A 19256-nucleotide genomic window follows, 5' to 3' on the forward strand; every position below is an offset into this window, starting at 1 on the left:
ATTCACCCAAACAGGTCATTGAGTTCGCCCCAGCTCACCTTAGGGTACTTTATCATGTTTGACGGCGACTTTATGTAGTCTCTCGCCATATGCTTTTCGTGCGAATATTTCGAGTTGCTAGTCACATCAATATCGAAGCCGGAGTCAACGAGGCGAAAGTCTGCTTCCTTTTTGCCAACACGGCCAAGCTGCTCAATGTTCACATCATCTGCAACATTTTTATTTTGGCCGACTGCCCGTTCGACGTACTTTCCGTAGTTCTTCCACGCTAAGCCCGGTTCGCCCTTCTTGAACGCTTCCGAAGCAGAATCGTATTCGTCCGCAGTCAGAACCGATTTTACGGCGGCACGGTCACCAGCTCGCGCCTCGTCCACCGCGTTTCGGATGTTCTTGTAGCTCTCCTTGCTCTCCTCGCTGAGGCCAGCGAGCGGACACCGGTTACCGACGGGCAACTCATTATTGTTGTGAACGAGGATCGGCTCATCGGCGGTGAGGACGTAGTACGTGTGGATGTCGGCGACGGTGAGGTCCCGCATGTCTTTGGCGCCGGTGAAGTTCTTGACGTCAGTGACCTCGACGGTCGCGCCGTCCTCGGTCTTGAGTTCGTCGCCGGGCTTCAGATTGGCCGCGTTCACCCACGTGCCCGTGGTGCGGTTCCAGAACGGGTGGTGCTGTGTGGTGTGCAGCATCGTCGTCGTGCCGGCAACGACCGCTGCCGCGGCCACAACCGCAGCGCCCACCTTCGCCAGCTTCAACGCCGACGAGGTCGACGACGCCGGCTTTGACGCCGAAGGCTTGGCATTCGCGTCCGCCGAGACAACCACCCGGACCGTCACGTCTGTGAGCTCGGTGTCGTGGTTGAGCCACAGCTTCGTCACCGGCTTCGGCTGCGTAGCACCCGTCTCCGGGTCCGTCGCCGAGACCTGATCGCCGACCTCGACGTCCTCGATCTTCTTCGTCGAGCCGTCCGCCATCAGCACCCGCGTCTGCGGATCGAAGCTGTGCTTCCCGCACGGGGACGCCTTTCCGGCCCTGCCGCCGGTGAATGCGCCGGTGAGGCCGCTGATCAGGGCGCTCGTGCCGACGGACCCCCAGTCGACCTTGCCAGTGGTGCCGAACTGGCCCACCGCGTCCGAGATCGCGCCGTTCACCGCACCCGACAGGCCGCCCGAGATCGCGCCCGCCACGACCTTGCCGAAGGTGTTGACCGCCAGGCCGCCGAGCTTGTTCGCGGCCCAGCAGGCGACCTTCCCGCCGACCACGCCGCCCAGGGCGCCGCCCGCCGCGCCGGCCAGGCCCTGCAGGGCGCCGGTACCGGCGGAGCCGAGGGCGTCCTTCCAGGAGTGGATGTTGCCCTGGGCCGCGTCCTTCGCGAGGTTGATCAGCGCCGAGGCGCCGACCATGCAGGCCACGGCTCCGACGCCACCGGTCGCCGCCGTACAGGCCAGACCGGCGGCGATGCCTCCGACGATCGCCAGGCCCTCGATGATCGCGTTCTTGTGGTCCTTGACGAACTTGACCGCGGCCTTCGAGGCGTCGGCGACCTTCTTGACCACCGGCATCTTCATGGCCTGGGACTTGGCGTAGCTGCCCGCCTGTCTGGCCTTGGACACAGTCTGCTGGTACGCCTTCGTGACCTTGTGCCCGACCGCCGCGACCATCTTCCGGCCCGCCTGCACCGCGGTCTTCACCTTGTCGACGATCGGCGCGACGAACGGGGCCGCGACCTTCCACGCCGCCTTGCCGAAGTCGACCGCGGCCGACACGAACGAGCTGACCGCGTTGTAGACGTACGGCGGCGTCACCGACTTCACGAAGCTCGTGGTCGCGTTCCACGCCTTCTTCAGGCTGCTCAGGCCCCAGTGGCCGGTCGGGTCCGTGGTCGTCAGCGGGTTGTCGTCGCCGTAGGCGTAGCGGTTGGCCGCGGCCGAGTTCGGGACCGGGCTGTTCGACGCCGTGTCGCGGGTGTCGAACTGGCCCGTGTCGGTGTTGTACCAGCGGGCCATCATGTTGACCCGGCTCGTCGACGTGTCCGTCCACTCCGACTGGTAGCCGAGGCTGCCCTGCATGCCCGTCGACGCGAGGACCTTGCCCAGCGGGTCGTAGACCGTCGTGCCCGACAGGCTCGTGCCGGTCGCGGTGAACAGGCCGGTGATGTCGTCGTGCAGGTCGGTGTACGCGTACTGCGCCGACGCGCCCTTCACGCCGACGACCGCGCCGCCGGGGTCGCGGGTGTACGTCGCCGTCGTGTCCGCCGCGAGGTCGTTGTCCAGGCCCGAGTACGACAGGCCGGTCTTCGTCTGTCGCCCCAGACCGTCGTACGTGTAGGTCGTCGTGCCCTGCTGCGTCACCTGGCCGTACGCGTCGGTCTTCGTCAGCACGCCGTTCGCCGAGGCGAGGGTGCCGCGCGGCGTGTACGTGTAGGTGATGCCGCCGGTCTGGGTCAGCAGGCGGTTGCGCTGGTCGTAGGTGAAGGTCTTGGCGCCGTTGGTCAGGCGGTTGCCCGACTTGTCGAACGTGTAGTTCGTCGTCGCGGTGCCGTTGTTCCACGACGTCAGGCGGTTGGCCTGGTCGTAGGTGTAGGTGTTGGTGACCGTGCCGCCGAAGCCGGTCGTGGCCTTCGACGTCTCGTTGCCGTTGTTGTCGTAGCCGTACGTGATCTTCGCGATTGACGTGCCGCCGGACGTCTTGAGCTCGTCGGTCTCCAGGCGGTGCTGGACGTTGTAGCCGAAGCTCCGCACGTTGCCCGTGCCGCCGTACGTGACGGTCTTGGGCTGGTTGATCGTGTTGTACGTCAGCTTCGTCGCGACCGACGTGCCCGTGTTCGCGACCGTGTCGAGGCGTCCGGCCGAGTCGTAGGCGTACGTCGTCGTCCCGGCCGCGTCCAACCGGCTGGCCAGCTGACCGTCGGCCTTGTAGCCGAACGTCGCCGAGCCCGACACGCCGCTCGTGGTGAGCAGCAGGCCGCGGTCGTCGTACGTGAACGTGTTCGCCCCGCCCGAGCCGGTGGTCGAGGTGAGGCGGCCCGCCAGGTCGTAGCCGAAACTGCGCGCGGCGGTCGTCACCTCCGCGCCGGCGCCGGTCTGGCCGGTGAGCTTGCCGACGTCGTTGTACGTGTTCGTGATCGTCACGCCGCCGGGCAGCGTCTGCGTCGCCGGGCGGGCGAGCGCGTCGTAGGCGATCGTGAACGTGCGGTCCGAGGCGTTCGGATGCGCGGTCGTCGACGGCTCGATCTGGGATTCGGGAAGGTTCCAGGCGTTGTACTTCGTGATGAACGCGTTCCCGCGACCGTCGGTGAACCGGGTCTGGTTGCCCGCGACGTCGTAGCCGAACGACGTGTAGATGTTGTCCGTCGCGGAGATCGGCTGCGTCTGCGAGGTCAGACGGCCTTCCGTGTCGTAGGTGAACACGGCCCTGACGTTGTTGGCGTCCCTCGCCGCGACGAGGTTGCCGGCCCGGTCGAACGCATTCGTCTTCGTGGTCAGCGCCGTCCCGCCACCGGCGGCGAACGTCTCCGTCGTCGTCGCCCGGCCGCTGATGTCGTACGTGACCTGGGTGTACGAGTTGTCGGCGAGCGTCGTGCGGGTCGGCCGGCCCGCGGCGTCGTACGTCGTCGTGGTGATGTTGCCCGCGCCGTCCTTCGACGTCTTCACGTCGCCGGCGGCCGTGTACGTCAGCTCCTGCGTGACGCCCGTCGGGGAGGTCGACTTCTTGAGCTTGCCGTCGGTGCCGTATTCGAACGTCGTGTCGTAGTGCGTGTTGTCCTGCCGCACGACCGCCGAGGTGGTCAGCTTGCGGGCCATGAAGTCGTACGTGTTCGTGGTCGCCGCGCCGGTCGGGTCGGTGACCTTGAGCTGGTCGCCGTTGAAGTCGTACTCGAACTTCGTCACGCCGGTGTCCGCCGCGACCGTCTTGGACACGCGGCCCAGCTGGTCGTAGTAGTACAGCGTGTCGTGGTTCAGCGCGTCGGTGACCTTCGTCAGCTGGCCGGTGTTGTCGTAGACGCGGGTCGTCGTCGGCGTGAGGGCCGTGGACGAACCCGGCGGCGTGTACGACGGCGCAACGCTGGTCAGGACGCGGCCCGCCGAGTCGTACGTCGTCCGCGTCACGTTGCCGCGCGGGTCCTTGACGTGGGTGCGTGCGCCGAAGGTGTCGTAGCCCATGTACGTCACCGGGCGGGTCGACACCGGGGCGGCGCCGTCGGACTCGGCCTGCACCGCCGGCCCGGTGACGACGGCGAGCCGCCCCGCCTCGTCGTAGGTGTTGTCGGTGACGTTGCCCAGGGGATCCGTCTCCGACAGCACCCGGCCGGCCCTGTCCAGCTTCGACGTCGTACGGGTGACGGTCGAGCTGGCCGCCGGGGAGGTACCGGCGTACACCTGGCCGATCTCGGTCGCGGTCAGCGGCCGCGCGTAGGCCTGGACGTCGCTGATCGAGCCGTTCCAGTAGTCGCCGTAGTTCGTGAGGTGGTTCCGGCCGACCGTGAACGGGCCGCGGGCCTTCCACGGCACCCGGAGCGTCGTGGTCACCGGGGCGCCGTTGTTGACGTACAGCGAGACCTTCTGCTGGTCCGCGTCGTACACGACGACCAGGTGGGCCCAGGTGTTCAACGCGGCTGGTGTCGCCGACAGCTCCGTGAAGGTGCTCGCCGGGCCGTCGGCGCTGCGCAGCACCACGCTCCATTTGCCGCCGTTGTTCGGGTCGGCCGTCAGCGCGAACGCCGTGTAGTCCAGGCCCTCCTGGGCCAGCACGGTCGGGAACCAGCCGAGGGTGGACGGCTTGGCCCAGGCCGACACCGTGAACCCGTTGGTGGTGTCGAGGACCGGGCCGTTCGTCGAGGCGTAGGCGTTGGTGCCGTTGAACACGGCCGAGCCCGTGCTCGACGAGGACGCCGGGTGATCGGTCGACCAGGTCACGTTCGAGGCCGTCATGGGCGCGTTGCCGGTCGAGTCCGCCGCCTTCGTGCCGCTGGTCTCGTCGAGCTTCCAGCGGGCGACGGGGGTGAGTCCGGCCGAGTTGTAGACGGTCTGTGAGGTCTCGCGGCCGAGCTCGTCGTAGGTGTTCTCCGACCGCGACAGGATCGTGCCGGAGCCGTCGGTGACGACGCTGGCGATCGCGTGGTCGTCGGGCGACAGCGACAGTGTGGTGATCCGGTTGATCCCGGCGGGGTCGAACGTCTCCTTGGTGACCCGGGAGGCATAGTCCAGGTCGTACGTCTTCGTCGCCGTACCGTTGTCGGTGACGCTCTTCACGACGTTGCCGGCGGCGTCGAAGGTGTTGTCGACCTCGATGTAGTCGGGCTGGCCCGCGGTCGGGTTCTTGCGGATGACCTGCGCCTCGAGCCCATTGTCCGTGTACTTGTGGACGGTCTGGAAGCCCATCGCGTCGATCTCGACGACCAGGCGGCCGTTGGCGTCGTACTGCTTCTCGGCCAGCGTCAGCGTCGTCGGCGCGGACGGCGCGTTCGGGTCGCCGGTGTAGTTCTGGATGCGGGTGAAGCGCAGCCGGTGCTCGGCGTCGTACTCGTTGAGCGTGACGCCGCCGTCGGGCTCGGTCTCCTTCACCACGTCGCCGGCGGAGTTGTACTCGTACGACGTCGTCTTCCCGCCGGTCGTCTCCGTCTCGACCTGCCCGCGTGCGTTGTACGTGCTCGAGTCCGTCCGCGACGCGTCCCCACCGGTCGGGTCCGACACGACCTGCGACAGCACGTGCCCGTCGATGTCGTAGCTCGTCGTCGTCACCGTCGTGTGGACCGCGCCGGTCACCCGGTTGGTCACCGCGGCACCGGTCTGGGTCAGCACCCGGTTCTGGCCGTCGTAGGTGAACGTGCTGCCCGAGCCGGCGGGCGTCGACTCGGAGACCTCGAGCTGGGTCTGGATGCGCCCGAGGCTGTCGTAGGTGAATGTGACAGTCTTGCCGGCCGGGTCGGTCACCTTGGCGACGTCGCCGTTGGCGTAGTAGTCGATCGTCTGGGTCGCGCCCGAGGGCAGCGTCACCTGCCGCTGCAGGCCCTTCGGCGCGTAGGTGCCGGCCGGCGCGCCGAACGCCTGGGTCGTCGCCGTCGTCAGGTCGGTCTTGGTGATCCGGCCCAGCGGGTCCTTGGTGGTGGTCCGGTTGCCGTTCTCGTCGTACGTGTACTCGGTGACGTACCGGGTGTCGGTGGCGCTGGTGGAGCGGCCGTCGCGCTGCCGGATGAGCATGTCGTTGCGGCGGTCCGGAGTCGGCGTGGGGTTGCTCGCGCCGCCCTCCGGGTAGTACTCGAAGTAGACCGTGCTGCACACGTTGTTCTTCTGCAGCTGGCAGGTCGCCGTCGAGACCACGTTGCCGCGCACGTCGTGCTCGTTGGTCGTGACGTTGCCCAGCGGGTCGGTCGTGGTGCGCAGGAAGCCGTTCTCGCTGTAGCCGTACCGCGTCTCGTTGCCCAGCGCGTCGACCTCGGCCACCTTGCGGCCGGTGCCGAGGTCGAAGGTGTAGCTCGACAGGATCTGGTCGGTCGCCCCGTCCTTGACGGTCACGATCTTCACCGGCACGGCGGCGTTCTTGCTCTTCTGCCAGGCCGCGTACTGCCCGGCCACGGTGGCCCCGGAGATCTGCTTGCGGTAGTAGGCGACGTCGGAGATGAAGCCGTTGAAGTAGCCCATGTTGGCCGTGTTCGCGCCGGCCCAGTTCTTCCACGGCCCGGTTCCGACCGTCAGGTGATCGGCGGCGTACGCCGCGGTCGTGTACGTACCGCTGCCGATCTCGAGCCCGTCGAGGTACAACTTCTGGCTGTTGGCCGACCAGGCGATCGCGGCGTGGTGCCAGTTGCCGTCGTTGACGTTGCCCTGCGAGACCATGCCGATGCCGCCGACCGTGGTCCAGAAGTTGCCGCGCAGCTTGCCGTCGGTGCCGACGTTGAGGTGCGGCACGTATGAGGTGGCGGTGCCGATCGCGCCGGCGGAACCGCCGAGCAGCACACCGCCCGTGGTGCTGCCGGTCGGCGTCTTGAACCACAAGCTCGCGGACATGCTGCCGCCGGCCGGGACGTCGCTGCCGGGGCCGGTCTCGGGCAGTAGCAGGTAGGAGGTGGAGCCGTCGAACTGCGCCACCGTGGAGTCCTCGAACAGGCCGCCGGCCAGGCCCAGCGAAACGTTGTTGTACGCGGCCGGGTTGCCGTTGACCTCGTTGTTGGCGTAGGCGGCCGAGCCGCCGTCGCCGAGGCGGTAGTAGTCGGCCGGCGATCCGGCGAGCACCGCGGACGCGTACACCTTGCTGGAGCCCTGGGTGCTCGGCGCGCCGAGCTTCCACACGCGGCCGTTGGAGTCGGTCACCGTCTTGACCGTCGAGTCCTTGGACTCGTACGTGACGGTCGCGGTGGCATTGCCGGACGGGCGGACGATCCCGGTCAGCGGGCGGGCGGTCGCGGTGCTGGCCTTGTAGATCGAGGCGATGTTCGCCGTCGACAGCGGACGGTCGAAGGTGGACACCTCGGCCATCGAGCCCTTGAACCAGCCGACCGCCGCGCCGCCGCCCGAGGCCGGCTCGTCCGGCCAGGTGCCGCCCCACCAGCCGGCGCCGATCGACGCGCTCTTGATGAGGTCGGGATAGAGCATGTTGATCGCGCCGTCGAGGGAGTTCTGGTACACGTTGTCGACGTACAGGTACTGCCGGGTGCCGGCGCCGACGAGCACGACGTGGTGCCAGTTGCCGTCGGTGACCGGGGCCTGGCTCGCGATGGGCGTCGCGGCGCCGTTCCAGAACTCGCCGTAGAGCTTGCCGCTGGTGCCGATGTACAGGGCCGGGTTGTAGCCGCCGGTCTGCGAGCCGGCCGTCACACCGTCCTTGCCGAAGCCGAAGAGCACACCCTTGTCGCCCAGGGCCGCCTTGAACCACAGGCTGATCGACTGGTACCCGCCCCCGAAGGGCAGGTCCTTCGTCGGGATGGTCGCGTAGGAGGAGGTACCGTTGAACGCTGCGGTCGTCATCGTCGAGCCGGGCAGTGGGCCGGTCCCGCCGAGGGTGACGTTGCCGTAGGTCGCGTTGTCCGTGCCCTGGTTCTCGATGACCTCGCTGGCGGCAGACGTCGCGCCGGTGGCCTCACCGAGGCGCCAGTAGGCGCGCGGGCCGAGGTTCTGCACCGCGGACTGGTACAGCGATGCCGTGGCGGTGTATGTGTACGTGTGGCACGCGGTCGCCGACGTCGGCGGGCAGACGCTCTGCAGCTGACCGTAGGCGTTGTAGGCGTACGTCCAGGTCAGTGCCGCCGCCGGAGACCCGACCGGGTCGGTGAAGACGGTGGCGACCCGGGCCGGGCTGCCCGGCGGCGTGCCGGGTGCGGTCCAGGTGACGTGCAACGCACGGCCCGACGCCGAGGTGATCGTGTCGATCAGGCCGCCGGTGTAGTGGAACGTCTCCGCCCGGTCCGACGAGTCGGTGATCGAGGTGATGCCCCAGGTGTACGGCGTCGTCGCGCTGCCCGTCACCAGCGGCGACGTGAACAGGTAGGTGGTGCCGTCCTTGTCCACGAGCTTGTAGCCGGCGCCGGCACCGAGTGAGGTGAACGTGGCGTAGCGGCCCGAAGGCGGCGAGAACGTGCCGTCGTTGTTGCGGCCGAACGCGATTTCCTGGCCGGTCGGGTACCGCACGGTGACGGTGTTGACCGCGGGCGTGGCGTCGCCGGACATGACCTCGGTGACGGCCAGGTCGAAGACGCTGGACCAGCCCTGGCCGAACGCGGAGGCGGTCCGCGGGTCGAGGCTGTTGTAGGCGCGTTCGACGGTCAGCGCCGGACCGACGGTCGCCACGCTCGCGTCGGTCGCGGTCGTGGTGTAGTTGCGCACGCTCGGCTCGTAGCCCAGGTCACCGTTCTGCGAGAGCGTCGAGGTGATGTCGGGCTGCGGCACGTTGGTGGAGAAGGTGTACCAGTCCTGGGACAGCTGCGTGGAGGCGCCATCGCTGGCGTAGGCGATCCAGTAGTACTGCTGGCCCCATTTGAGCTTGCCGGCGGGGACCCGTAGCGCGGGCGAGGCCTGGTAGTTCGACGTCCAGACGTTGGCGCCGTCCTTGTCCTGGACGACGAAGTTGTAGCTGAGGTTCGCGTTCGGGTAGTGGTCCGGGTCGTAGGCCACGACCTGCAGCTCGGGGGTGAGCGAGGTGACCGAGTAGCCGTACGGCGGCAGGTTGCTCGTCACGACCGGAGTCTCGATCTGGTACGTGATGTCCAGGTGCGGAGCGCGGCCCGTGCTGTAGTCGATGGTGGTGAACTTTTTCCAGTGCGTCGAGTCGGTCTGCGACGTCGTCAGCGCTAGACCGTTGTTGCCGATGTTGCGCGCCCAGTTGTTGAACGTTCCGGTGCTCAGGTCGACCCCGACCCAGTCACCGACGTTGCGGTTGCCGCCCGTGTTCTGGCACGCGTTGGGCACGTAGGGCGTCACCGAGCCGATCGCGCCGCCGAACGACGGACCCGGGTACTGCACCGCCGCCGGGTTCCAGCCGGCCGTGATCGGGTTGACCTCGAACGACTTGGCCGTGCAGGTGTACGCCCACGAGTCGAACACCCACAGTTTCGCCGCCGTCACATTCACGTTCGCGAACACGCTGGGGAAGGCGTCGAACTTCAGCAGCGAATAGGCCTTCACGCCCGAGCCGTTGTTGCCCAGCGACATCTCGGTGTCGTACAACTGCTGGGCCGTGCGGTCGTTGCGGACGTTCGTGTCCTCGGTGACGGCGTCCGACCCGACCAGGGTCGGGTCCACGACCACCGGCCACACGCGCTCGGGCGCCGCGAGCCAGGCCGGGTCGACGCTCACCTTGAGCGCCGGGCGGCCATTGCTTTCGATGAGGGTGTACTGCGCCTCGGTGCTCTGCTCGAAGCCGCCGGACTGCTGGTCGAACTTCGAGTCGTGCACGATCCCGTTGGGGATGACCGCGGCGACCTTGCCGTCCTTGCCGACCACCTCGATCGCGCCGGCCTCGCCGGCGCGAACCGTCACCCCGTCGAGGCGTAGCGGGAACACCCACGCGTTGCCCGCATCGGCGGACGCGACGACCAGGTCCTCCTTCACCCCGCGGCCCGTCGCCCGCAGCTGCACGTCGACGCCCGGCAGTGCGCCCCGGTACGTGACCGTGTCGCCTTGCACCTCGCCCGGGACCTTCGCCGCGCCGAGCAGCCCGTAGGCGACCGACCCGCCCGCGACATCGAGGTTGACCAGCCGCGGATCGTCGGCTGTCTTGGCGATCGACACGTCCGCCGCCGATACCTTCGGCCGCACCCGGTCGCCCCGCTCGACGAGGCCGGCATCGATGCGCTGCCACGTCCCGTCGGCGGCCTTCACGTTGACCCGGCCGCCGTACTGCTGACGCGTGAACGACCCGTCCGCGTTCTGGTACAGCTCCGAGTCCGCGGAGCCCTTTGCCGGCACCAGCTTGCTGGTCTTGGCATCGAAGCTGGCCGGCCCGGACTGCGACTGCGACTTGCCGGCCTGGACCTTGTGCGTCGGCGGCTCGTAGGGGGCGGTCGCCCCGATGCCCTTGCCGGCCGGGCTGCCGGCCCCGCGCTCGGCGCGCCCGAGCGAGTCGAGCTGCTCCCGGCTCAGCGCCTTGGCGGGCGGCGCGGACTGCTGCTTCGGCACGCCGTTGAACGCCTCACGGCCGAGGCCCTGCGACGGATCCGGCTGCAGCCATGACGGCAGGTGCACCGGGAAGCCGGCGCCCGGTCCATCGTGGACGACGCCCGGCGGCACGGACGACACCAGCGCCAGGGCCGCCAGCACCCCGACGGCGACAGCCTTGGAGGCTCGTCCGACCCGGCTCCGACTGCGCAGAGCGATCTTCGCTCCGCGCGCACGAGCCAGCCAATGCCCAGCGGTCATGCCGTGCCTCCCCGTCAAGCAACATGCACCGCGGAGAGGCTCACCCAGCGAACTCCCAGAAACAATGACCGTTCGACGGATAGCCGCCGGACAATGATCACTTGTGTCCGAGTTCAGGCGGAATGATGGCCGATCACGCCGATACTCCCCCACGCACCGCCCGACCGGCCAATATGTCAGTTACGTAGCAGAGTGATGTTCATCCATGTGATGATCATCACTGCCATCAATTTGGACGTGCTGAAACCGCATTTGCGATCAAACGGACAACCTCATCGTGCGGGTCGGCAGCATCTACAGTGGACACATTGGCCGCCGCGGTGCCACCCATAGTGACGAACCGTCTGGCCGGGAACGTCTTCGCGCCCTGGGCGACGGCCCGAACCGGGAGGTCTCCGGCGGCGAAGACGAGGTCGCAGCCGCCCTGGGCAAGGCTGTTGAGGAACGTGACCGCGTTCTCCACGGTCTGGGCGCCGGAGACCTCGAGGTACTGCACCTTCGCCTTCGTCTGCCGCGACGCGTCCTGCATCGCCGCCCAGACCGGCCCGGCCGCCGCGTCCCGCACCCCGTCCTGAGGCGTGAGCAGGCAGGCGGTGAACTCGAGGTACTCGCGCTCGCGGGGCGGGTCGGGCGCCGGATCCGGCCACAGCGCGATCGCCAGCACGATCGCGACGACGAGCGCCGCCGCGCCGCCCGCGAGCAGGCGCTGCGCGAGCGTGAAACGGCGCCACCAGGCGACCGGCGGCTGTTTCGTCTTCTTTCGGGCCATGAGGTGCCTCCCCCGTCGTCGGCCTCTGCGGCGCACACGCTAGGAGACACACGCCGGAAACTCCAGCGGGAACGCCACGGGCCGGGCACCCGGTTGGTGCCCGGACCTGGCAATGGAGCGACTGGCGAAGTCGCAGGAATGCTCAGCCCACGTAGGCCAGCAACCGCATGTTCTTCACAGCGCCGCCCGCGGCGATCGGCGCCACCTGGTGCGGCTGCGCGTCGAGCACCACGAGCCGCCCGTCACCGGGCACGAGCGCCTGCCCGCTCGCGGCGAAGAGGACGTGCCGCTCGCCTGCAGCGTCACGGCCTTGCCCGTGGTGGTGTCGACGGTCGCGAACGTGTCCCACGCCCGCGACGGGTCGGTGCCGAGCCAGCCGACGGTGACGTACCGGTCATCGCCCGACACCCCACGCGCGGACCCCTTGGCGAGGTCGTACGCGATCTGGCGCCCGTCCTTGCTCGCGGCGAGCAGATCGCCGCCCTTCACACGAGCGCGGCCGCCCCGAAGCAGAGCACACCGGTGTCGACGTTCTTCTTGCCGGACCCGTCGGTCGCCTCGACGAACAGCGATCCCGTCCGCTTCGCTTCGTCCGTGTCGCCGATCCAGGCACGCGCTTGCCGTCGGGCCAGACGGTGATGCTGTTGGACGCGCAGGAGCCGCCCCCGCCGGGGATCTTGGCACTGACGACTTGCCGCATCTCTTGGCAACATTGATCTCACGCCGCGCGACGACGAGCCGGGTCGTCCACGCGGGCCTGGCCCTGGATCAGGCGCAGGCCCGAGGGAGCCGCGGCCGGGGGCGGCACCTCGTCCAGCGCCGCCGGGCGACGCCACCGCCACGGCGGGCCCTGGCGACCGGCCGGCGGGCGGCCGGGGTCGAGCGCCGGGCGGGACAGGGCGAGCACAATGCCGTACCCGGCCAGCACGAAGCCGTGCGAGATCAGCCTCGTCGTCTCCACGGTGCCGTTCATCAGGTCGCTCGCGCTCAGCAGGGCCAGCAGTGCCACGAACGCGGTCAGCATGGGCAGCGCCCCGGCCGGCGTGGCGCGGCGGGTCGCGATCCAGGCGAAGCCGGCGCCGATGGCCACGTTCCAGGCCGCGGACTCGTGGAAGACGTGGCCGGATCCGTGCACGTGATTCGTGTTCGCGGCGGTCGCGGCCTGGGCGATGCCGAGCATGAACTGCGCGAGACCGAACAGGCCGAGAAGGACTCTCAGTGTCAGTACGAGTTGGCGCTTGCCGAACACCCGTCGCTTCCCGGGCTTGAAGCCCGTGAGCAGGGATTCCACGGGCGGCGGGGTGCCGGGCACGGGCTGCAGCCGCACCAGTCGCGTCACGGCCTGGGCCTCGCGCTCCCACTGGCGGCACGCCGCGCACCCCGCCAGGTGTGCGTCGACCAGCGCCGGCTCGATCGGTTCGTCCTCGCCGTCGAGCCGGGCCGACAGCGCCTCTCGGTACCGCTCACACTCCACGGTTGGATTGTCGCCGCACACGCCGGGTTAGTTCCAGCCGAGGCCAGGTAACTGCACGTGAGGCCATATGTGGTCGACCCCGCGTGCGGGCTCCGGTACTCCCTGCTCCGTGCTCGTGCACACCCCGGCCAAGGGCAGCGCGGCGCCGGCGGGCTCCGCATCTCCGCGCACGGGTCAGATCTCCACGGGCGCGTCCATCACTGGCGTTGCGCGTTCGCGCACCAGCCCGGCGCCATAACGCCAAACACGAACAGCCGACTGAACGCGTTCGGCCTACACGCTCTCCGTGCGCCGACGCAACAGATACGTATCCATGATCCAGCCCTTGCGCGCTCGCGCGTCGGCGCGCACGGACTCGATGTCGTCGAGGACATCGGCGAGGCGGCCGCTGCGGAGGATTTCGTCGGGCGTGCCCAGGTACGCGCCCCAGTAGATGTCGACGGGCTCGTCGCGATACCGGCGGCAGGCGAGATTCGCGTCGAGCATCACGACGACGTCGTCGCACCCGGCCGGCCACTCCGCCGCAAGCCGCCGTCCTGTCGTGATGTGCACGGATCCGGCCACCCGATTGAGCGTTACGCGATGCCGGGCCGTCAGAATCTGCACGCTGCTGATGCCCGGAATGACGTCGTACTCGACGCCGCCGATGCCCTCGAGAATGCGGATGGTGCCGTCGTACAGCGCGGGGTCCCCCCACGCCAGGATGCCCCCGACGCCGTCCGGCCCGAGCTCGCGCTCGATCGCCTCGCCGAGCAGCCGCGCGCGTTCGTCCCGCCAGTCCTTGACCGCGCCCGCGTAGTCGGCCGCGGCCCGATCGCGCGGCGGATCGGCGATCACCACGGTGCGCGAATCTGTCCGTTCGACGTACCGCGCCACGAGCGCCTTGCGCGCGTCGGTCAGCTCCGCCGCCGCCTCGCCCTTGTCGAGCACGAAGAACACGTCGACGGCGTTCATGGCGTTGATCGCCTGGACGGTGACGTGCTCCGGGTCACCGGCACCGACCCCGATGATCAACACCTTGCGCATGCCGCCCATCGTAAGTGCGCGCGGCAGACACCCCAGGCGCGGGTGGCGACCGCCTCGCACCGGCGCCCCCGCGCACTCACACCAGCGCCACCGCGCGTTCGCGCCAACGCCACCGCGCACTCGCGCCACCGCGCACTCGCGCACACGCCACCGCGCACTCACGCACTCACGCCAGCGCCACCGCGCACTCACGCCAGCGCCACCGCGCACTCGCACACGCCACCGCGCACTCGCACACGCCACCGCGCACTCGCGCACACGCGAACGCCACCGCGCACTCACACCAGAGCCACCGCGCACTCGCGCACTCGCGCACTCGCCACCGCGCACTCGCGCACTCGCGCCAGCGCCACCGCGCGCATGCGAACGAGACCCGGCGACGGCAATGCGCACGACGCGCACCAACGACCGTCCGAGCGCGCAGACAGGACCAGGAACAGTAGACGGGACCAGGAACAGTCGACCACTCGGCGCCGCGACAGCATTCGGCGACACGGCGCAGACGGTGGCTCAGGCCGGATACGCCCGCGTCTCGGCCGCCTTCACCGCTGCCCAAACCTCGCGGCCAGGCGTCAGCTCCAAATGCGCCGCCGCCGCAGGCGTCACGTCCGCGGCCGCGGCAAGCGCCCCTTCCAGCCGAATCCGCAAATTGTCCCCGTGCCGCTGAATTCCCGCGATCGTCGCCGGCCACGTATTGCGCGGACTCCCATCCGGCCGCGTCGCATGCAGCGCGACGGCCGAGGGCGGAAACGCCACGAACGCGTCGCCGTCGAGCGAATCGGCCGCCGTCAGCACGATGCCCCCGACGTCGATTGAGCGTCCGTCGGCGCGCCCGCGATACAGGTTCAGGCCCACCAGCCGGGCCACATATTCGGTGCGGGGCCGCGCCGTGATTTCCGCCGCGTCTCCCTGCTGCACTACGGACCCGTTTTCGAGAATCACGAGCCGGTCCGCGAGCACGAGCGCGTCGAGCGGATCGTGCGTGACGATGAGCGTCGCGCCCGGGTGGCCGGCGAGGTGCCGCTGCAGCTCGGCCCGCGTGTCGGCCCGCGTGCCCGCGTCAAGCGCGGCGAGCGGTTCATCCAACAGCAAAAGCCGCGGTCGTACTGCCAATGCCCTCGCCAAAGCCACCCGCTGCGCCTGCCCGCCCGACAATTGCCGCGGCTTTCGCCGAACGAGATCGGTCAATCCGACACGGCCGAGCCAGGCTGTTGCCTCGGCCCGGGCCGTTCTGCGATCCCGGCCATGCCGCCGCGGCCCGAAGGCCACGTTGTCGAGGGCGGTCAGATGCGGAAACAGCAGGTACTCCTGGAACACCACGCCAATGGCCCGCCGCTCCGGCGGAATCCACACTCGCCGAGCCGGCCGGTCGAGGTCCTTTCCGTCGAGCACGATGTGCCCGTCGGTGAGCGACGCGAGGCCGGCGAGCGCCCGCAGCGCCGTCGTCTTCCCGGCCCCGTTGGGCCCGAGCAGCGCGACGACTTCGCCCGCCGCGATGCGCAAGTGCGCATCAAGCCGGAACGACCCGCGCGCGACCACGATCCGCGCATCGAGATAGGCCCCGGCGCCGTCGGCCACGTCCCCCGCGCTCACGGCGCCCCCACTACCACGCCACCGCCGAGCACCCGAACACGCACGCCCGCGAGCCAAACGCCCACCATCCGAACACAAACGCCCACCGCCCGCGCAGCCCCGAGCAGATCGGCGGCACCGCGCTCGCCGCCGTCCGTCCGCCGACCCGCAAGCGGATCGCGCACCGTTCGCGCAGCCGTGCGCGCTCGTGCGGCCGCCAGCCCACCGCAAGGCACCAGCGCGCTCACGCGGTGATCCACTTGTCGCGCAGCGAGGCCAGGACCACGACCGAAACAGCCAGCAGAATCAGGCTCAGCTCGTGCGGCCGCCAGCCCACCGCAACGCACCAGCGCGCTCACGCGGTGATCCACTTGTCGCGCAGCGAGGCCAGGACCACGACCGAAACAGCCAGCAGGATCAAGCTCAGCACGTGCGGCCGCCAGCCCGCCGCAACGCACCGGCGAACTCACGCGGTGATCCACTTGTCGCGCAGCGAGGCCAGGATCGCGACCGAGACGGCCAGCAGAATCAGGCTCAGCACGATCGCGGCCTGCAGGTCGGTCTCCAGCGCGAGGTACACCTCGAGGGGCATCGTCCGAGTCGTGCCCGGGAAGCTCCCGGCGAACGTGATGGTCGCCCCGAACTCCCCCAGCGCCCGCGCCCAGCACAGCACGCCCCCGGCCGCGATCCCCGGGGCCACGAGCGGCAGCGTCACGTGCGTAAAGGTCGTCCACCGCCCGGCCCCGAGCGTCGCCGCCGCCTCCTCGTAGCGGCTGTCCGCCCCGCGCAGCGCCCCCTCCACGGCGATGATGAGGAACGGCATCGCCACGAACGCCTCGGCGAGCACGACCGCGCTGGTCGTGAACGGCAGCGTGATCCCGAACGTACTGTCCAGCCACGCCCCCACGAGCCCCCGCCGCCCGAACACGAGCAGCAGCGCGACACCCCCGACGACGGGCGGCAGCACGAGCGGCACCGTGACGAGCGCGCGCACGAACCGCCGCCCCGGAAAGTCCACTCGCGCAAGCAACCACGCCAGCGGTACCCCGAGCACCAGACACAGCACCGTCGCGATCGTCGCGCTCTGCAACGACAGCCGCAGCGCCGTGAGCACCCCCGGCTGCGCGATCCGCTCGGGCAACGTCGTCCAGGGCGCCCGGATCAGCAGCCCCGCGAGCGGCAGCACCAGGAACACCAGCCCGAGCCCGGCCGGAACGAGCAGCCCGATCGGCACCCGGCGGCCCCCGTCACGCCTGCGCAAACGATCTCACCTCACACCGCCGGACCACAGGCCGATGCCCGCCGCCGGGACCCGGGCCCGAAGCCACCGCCGAACCACAGGCCGATGCCCGCCGCCGGGACCCCGGCCCGAAGCCACCGCCGAACCACAGGCCGATGCCCGCCGCCGAGACACGGCCCGAAGCCGCCGGACCGCAGCCCGAACGCGCCCTGACGCGCCGCGACCCGCGTCGCGGGACGGTACACAAGCAGCCAGTCCATGCCGAGCGGCACCGGGAGCGCGCCCGACCCGGCGGGCCGGCCGTGCTCCCCCGCCGATCCGGTGCCGGGTCACGGAGCCTGGAAGCCCGCGTCCGAGAGGACGGCCTTGCCCTTGTCCGACAGGACGTACGCGACGAATGCCTTCGCCCCCGCGGCGTTCGGCGCGTGCTTCAGCACGACGATCGGGTAGCTGTTGATGGCCACCGCCGACTCGGGGAACTCGACGTCGTCCACGTCCCGCGCGGCGGCGCGGGCGTCCGTGCGGTACACGAGGGCCGCGTCGACCTCGCCGAGCGTCACCTTCGACAGCGCCGCCTTCACGTCCTGCTCCAGCGTCACCGGGGTGAGCTTCACGTTCGCCGCCGCCAGCGCCGTCTTCGCGGCCGCGCCGCACGGCACCTGCTCGGCGCACAGGGCCACCTTCGTTCCGGGCTTGGTCAGGTCGGCGAGGCTTTTGATGCCCTTCGGGTTGCCGCTCTGCACCGCGATCACGAGCTGGTTCTTCACGAACGTGGCCGGCTCGCCGGCGGCGTTGCCGGCGTCGGTGACCGCCTTCATGTTCGCGGGCGCGGCGGAGGCGAACACGTCGGCCGGGGCGCCCTGGTTGATCTGGGTCGCCAGCGCCGAGCTGCCCGCGTAGTTGAAGGTCACCTTGCTGCCCGGGTTGGCCGCCTCGAACGCCTGGCCGATCTTGGTGAAGGACTCCGTCAGCGACGCGGCGGCGAAGACGTTGACGGTGCCGGTGACACCCGTCGCGGCGCCCGGCGACGGTGTGGCCGGTGCCGAGCCGGTGCCGGTCTTGCCGGCGCCGCAGCCGGTCAGACCGGCCAGACCGGCGGTGATGGCCACGAGCCCGGCCAGAACGGCACGCCTCATGTGTGGCTCCTCCCTTTGTCAGCACGCTCCACCACGACGGTGGTCGACTTGATCACGGCGACGGCCAGCGACCCGACCCTGAGGTCGAGCTCGTCGGCCGCCTCGCGGCTCATGAGTGACACCACCCGGAACGGCCCGGCCTGGATGTCGACCTGGGCCATCACGGTGTCCTTGACCACGGCGGTGACGATGCCGCGCAGCCGGTTGCGGGCGGAGGAGCCCTCGGTGCCCGCGTCCGCCTCGGCGGCCTGCGAACGCGCGAACGCGGCCAGGTCGACGCCGTCGATCATGCGGTGGCCGTTGTCGTCGCGCCCGGCGGGGAGCCGCCCGGCATCGATCCACCGCCGCAGCGTGTCGGCGCTGATGCCGAGCAGCTCGGCGGCCTCGCCGATCCGGAAGGTGGTCATGGCGGAAAGCCTATACCTCGCAGTTGCGGGCCCGCACCGGTCCGGAAGTTGGTATCTGCCCAAGGAAATCACCCGGAACCCGCCGGCCCGGTGACGCACCGGCCCGTCGCGGCCAAGGGATTACGGAACCCGAGATACGCAAAAATGCTGATAAGTCCGAAATATCCGGCTAGCGAAGCGCCGGATATTTCGCGACAAACCCACAGCGGAAGCGAAAACCCCGCGGCGAAAGCGAGCCCCCTACACGGGAACGAGCAGCCCCTGCTCGGAGAGGAAATCGCGAACCTTCCGCTCCTCAGGCTCCGGCAACAACGTGAACGGCACCACCAGCATCCCGGCCCCGCCCACCATGACGATCCAGAACTCCCCGTTGTCCTCGACCCGCTCGACCGCCGACCACGAGTACCCCGCCCGCAGGCTCGGCGTGAAGACCCGCACGCCCTCGTCGGTGATCTCATAGGTCGCCGTCTCCGCGAAGACGCCGGTGCGCGCCTTCGCCGCGGCCCGGGTCAGCAGCCACGGGCCGACGAGGATGATCACGCCGGGGGTGAGCAGCACGCCGGCGCCGATGGGCAGACCGAGCACGAGCGCGCTGAGGCCGGCCACCGACAGACCGCCGCCGACCAGGTTCCACGAGCGCAGGCTGCCCCGCATGCGCGCCCGCACCGACCTGCGCGTCCGGCCGCGATCCGGCTGGACCGTCAGCGTGATCAGCATCAGTCCCCTTCATCGATTGCTGCCGTAGGGTACGCCATCCGGCCCGGGCCGCGACGCGGCCCCCA

General features: G+C 69.8%; 10 protein-coding genes. All 10 read right to left on the reverse strand.

Annotated features, from left to right (window positions below; translation table 11 throughout):
• Positions 1-2: 2 nt before the first annotated feature.
• Positions 3-10751 (reverse strand): LamG-like jellyroll fold domain-containing protein, encoded by a 10749-nt coding sequence (locus ACQP2P_RS39640; protein ID WP_433609895.1) that lies wholly within the window; start codon positions 10749-10751, stop codon positions 3-5.
• Between the two features lie 325 nt (positions 10752-11076).
• The gene (locus tag ACQP2P_RS39645) at positions 11077-11619 is read right to left on the reverse strand and encodes a hypothetical protein (RefSeq protein WP_433609897.1); all 543 of its coding nucleotides are present in this window, start codon (positions 11617-11619) and stop codon (positions 11077-11079) included.
• Positions 11620-11793: 174 nt separating this feature from the next.
• Positions 11794-12108 (reverse strand): hypothetical protein, encoded by a 315-nt coding sequence (locus ACQP2P_RS39650; RefSeq protein ID WP_433609899.1) that lies wholly within the window; start codon positions 12106-12108, stop codon positions 11794-11796.
• A gap of 229 nt (positions 12109-12337) precedes the next feature.
• On the reverse strand, positions 12338-13093 hold the full coding sequence (locus tag ACQP2P_RS39655) for a zf-HC2 domain-containing protein (protein ID WP_433609901.1): 756 nt from the start codon (positions 13091-13093) through the stop codon (positions 12338-12340).
• A gap of 273 nt (positions 13094-13366) precedes the next feature.
• Complete coding sequence (gene cobF, locus ACQP2P_RS39660) at positions 13367-14128, reverse strand: precorrin-6A synthase (deacetylating) (RefSeq protein ID WP_433609903.1); 762 nt, start codon at positions 14126-14128, stop codon at positions 13367-13369.
• A gap of 501 nt (positions 14129-14629) precedes the next feature.
• Positions 14630-15712, reverse strand: coding sequence for an ABC transporter ATP-binding protein (locus ACQP2P_RS39665; protein WP_433609905.1), 1083 nt, complete (start codon positions 15710-15712; stop codon positions 14630-14632).
• A gap of 445 nt (positions 15713-16157) precedes the next feature.
• On the reverse strand, positions 16158-16952 hold the full coding sequence (locus ACQP2P_RS39670; RefSeq protein ID WP_433609907.1) for an ABC transporter permease: 795 nt from the start codon (positions 16950-16952) through the stop codon (positions 16158-16160).
• A 308-nt stretch (positions 16953-17260) separates the two neighbouring features.
• The gene (gene modA / locus ACQP2P_RS39675; RefSeq protein WP_433609909.1) at positions 17261-18067 is read right to left on the reverse strand and encodes a molybdate ABC transporter substrate-binding protein; all 807 of its coding nucleotides are present in this window, start codon (positions 18065-18067) and stop codon (positions 17261-17263) included.
• Positions 18064-18474, reverse strand: coding sequence for a TOBE domain-containing protein (locus tag ACQP2P_RS39680; protein WP_433609911.1), 411 nt, complete (start codon positions 18472-18474; stop codon positions 18064-18066). Before ACQP2P_RS39680 ends, modA begins: the two co-directional genes overlap by 4 nt.
• 240 nt (positions 18475-18714) lie before the next feature.
• Positions 18715-19191, reverse strand: a complete 477-nt coding sequence (locus ACQP2P_RS39685) for a YcxB family protein (protein ID WP_433609913.1) — start codon at positions 19189-19191, stop codon at positions 18715-18717.
• Positions 19192-19256: the final 65 nt, after the last annotated feature.

Source organism: Dactylosporangium sp. CA-139114, assembly GCF_050955725.1.
Classification (GTDB): Bacteria; Actinomycetota; Actinomycetes; order Mycobacteriales; family Micromonosporaceae; genus Dactylosporangium.

Coding starts and splice junctions, on each gene's coding strand:
- modA (WP_433609909.1), bottom strand. CDS start 18,067: ATGAGGCGTGCCGTTCTGGCCGGGCTCGTGGCCATCACCGCCGGTCTG.
- cobF (WP_433609903.1), bottom strand. CDS start 14,128: ATGGGCGGCATGCGCAAGGTGTTGATCATCGGGGTCGGTGCCGGTGAC.
- ACQP2P_RS39645 (WP_433609897.1), bottom strand. CDS start 11,619: ATGGCCCGAAAGAAGACGAAACAGCCGCCGGTCGCCTGGTGGCGCCGT.
- ACQP2P_RS39680 (WP_433609911.1), bottom strand. CDS start 18,474: ATGACCACCTTCCGGATCGGCGAGGCCGCCGAGCTGCTCGGCATCAGC.
- ACQP2P_RS39685 (WP_433609913.1), bottom strand. CDS start 19,191: ATGCTGATCACGCTGACGGTCCAGCCGGATCGCGGCCGGACGCGCAGG.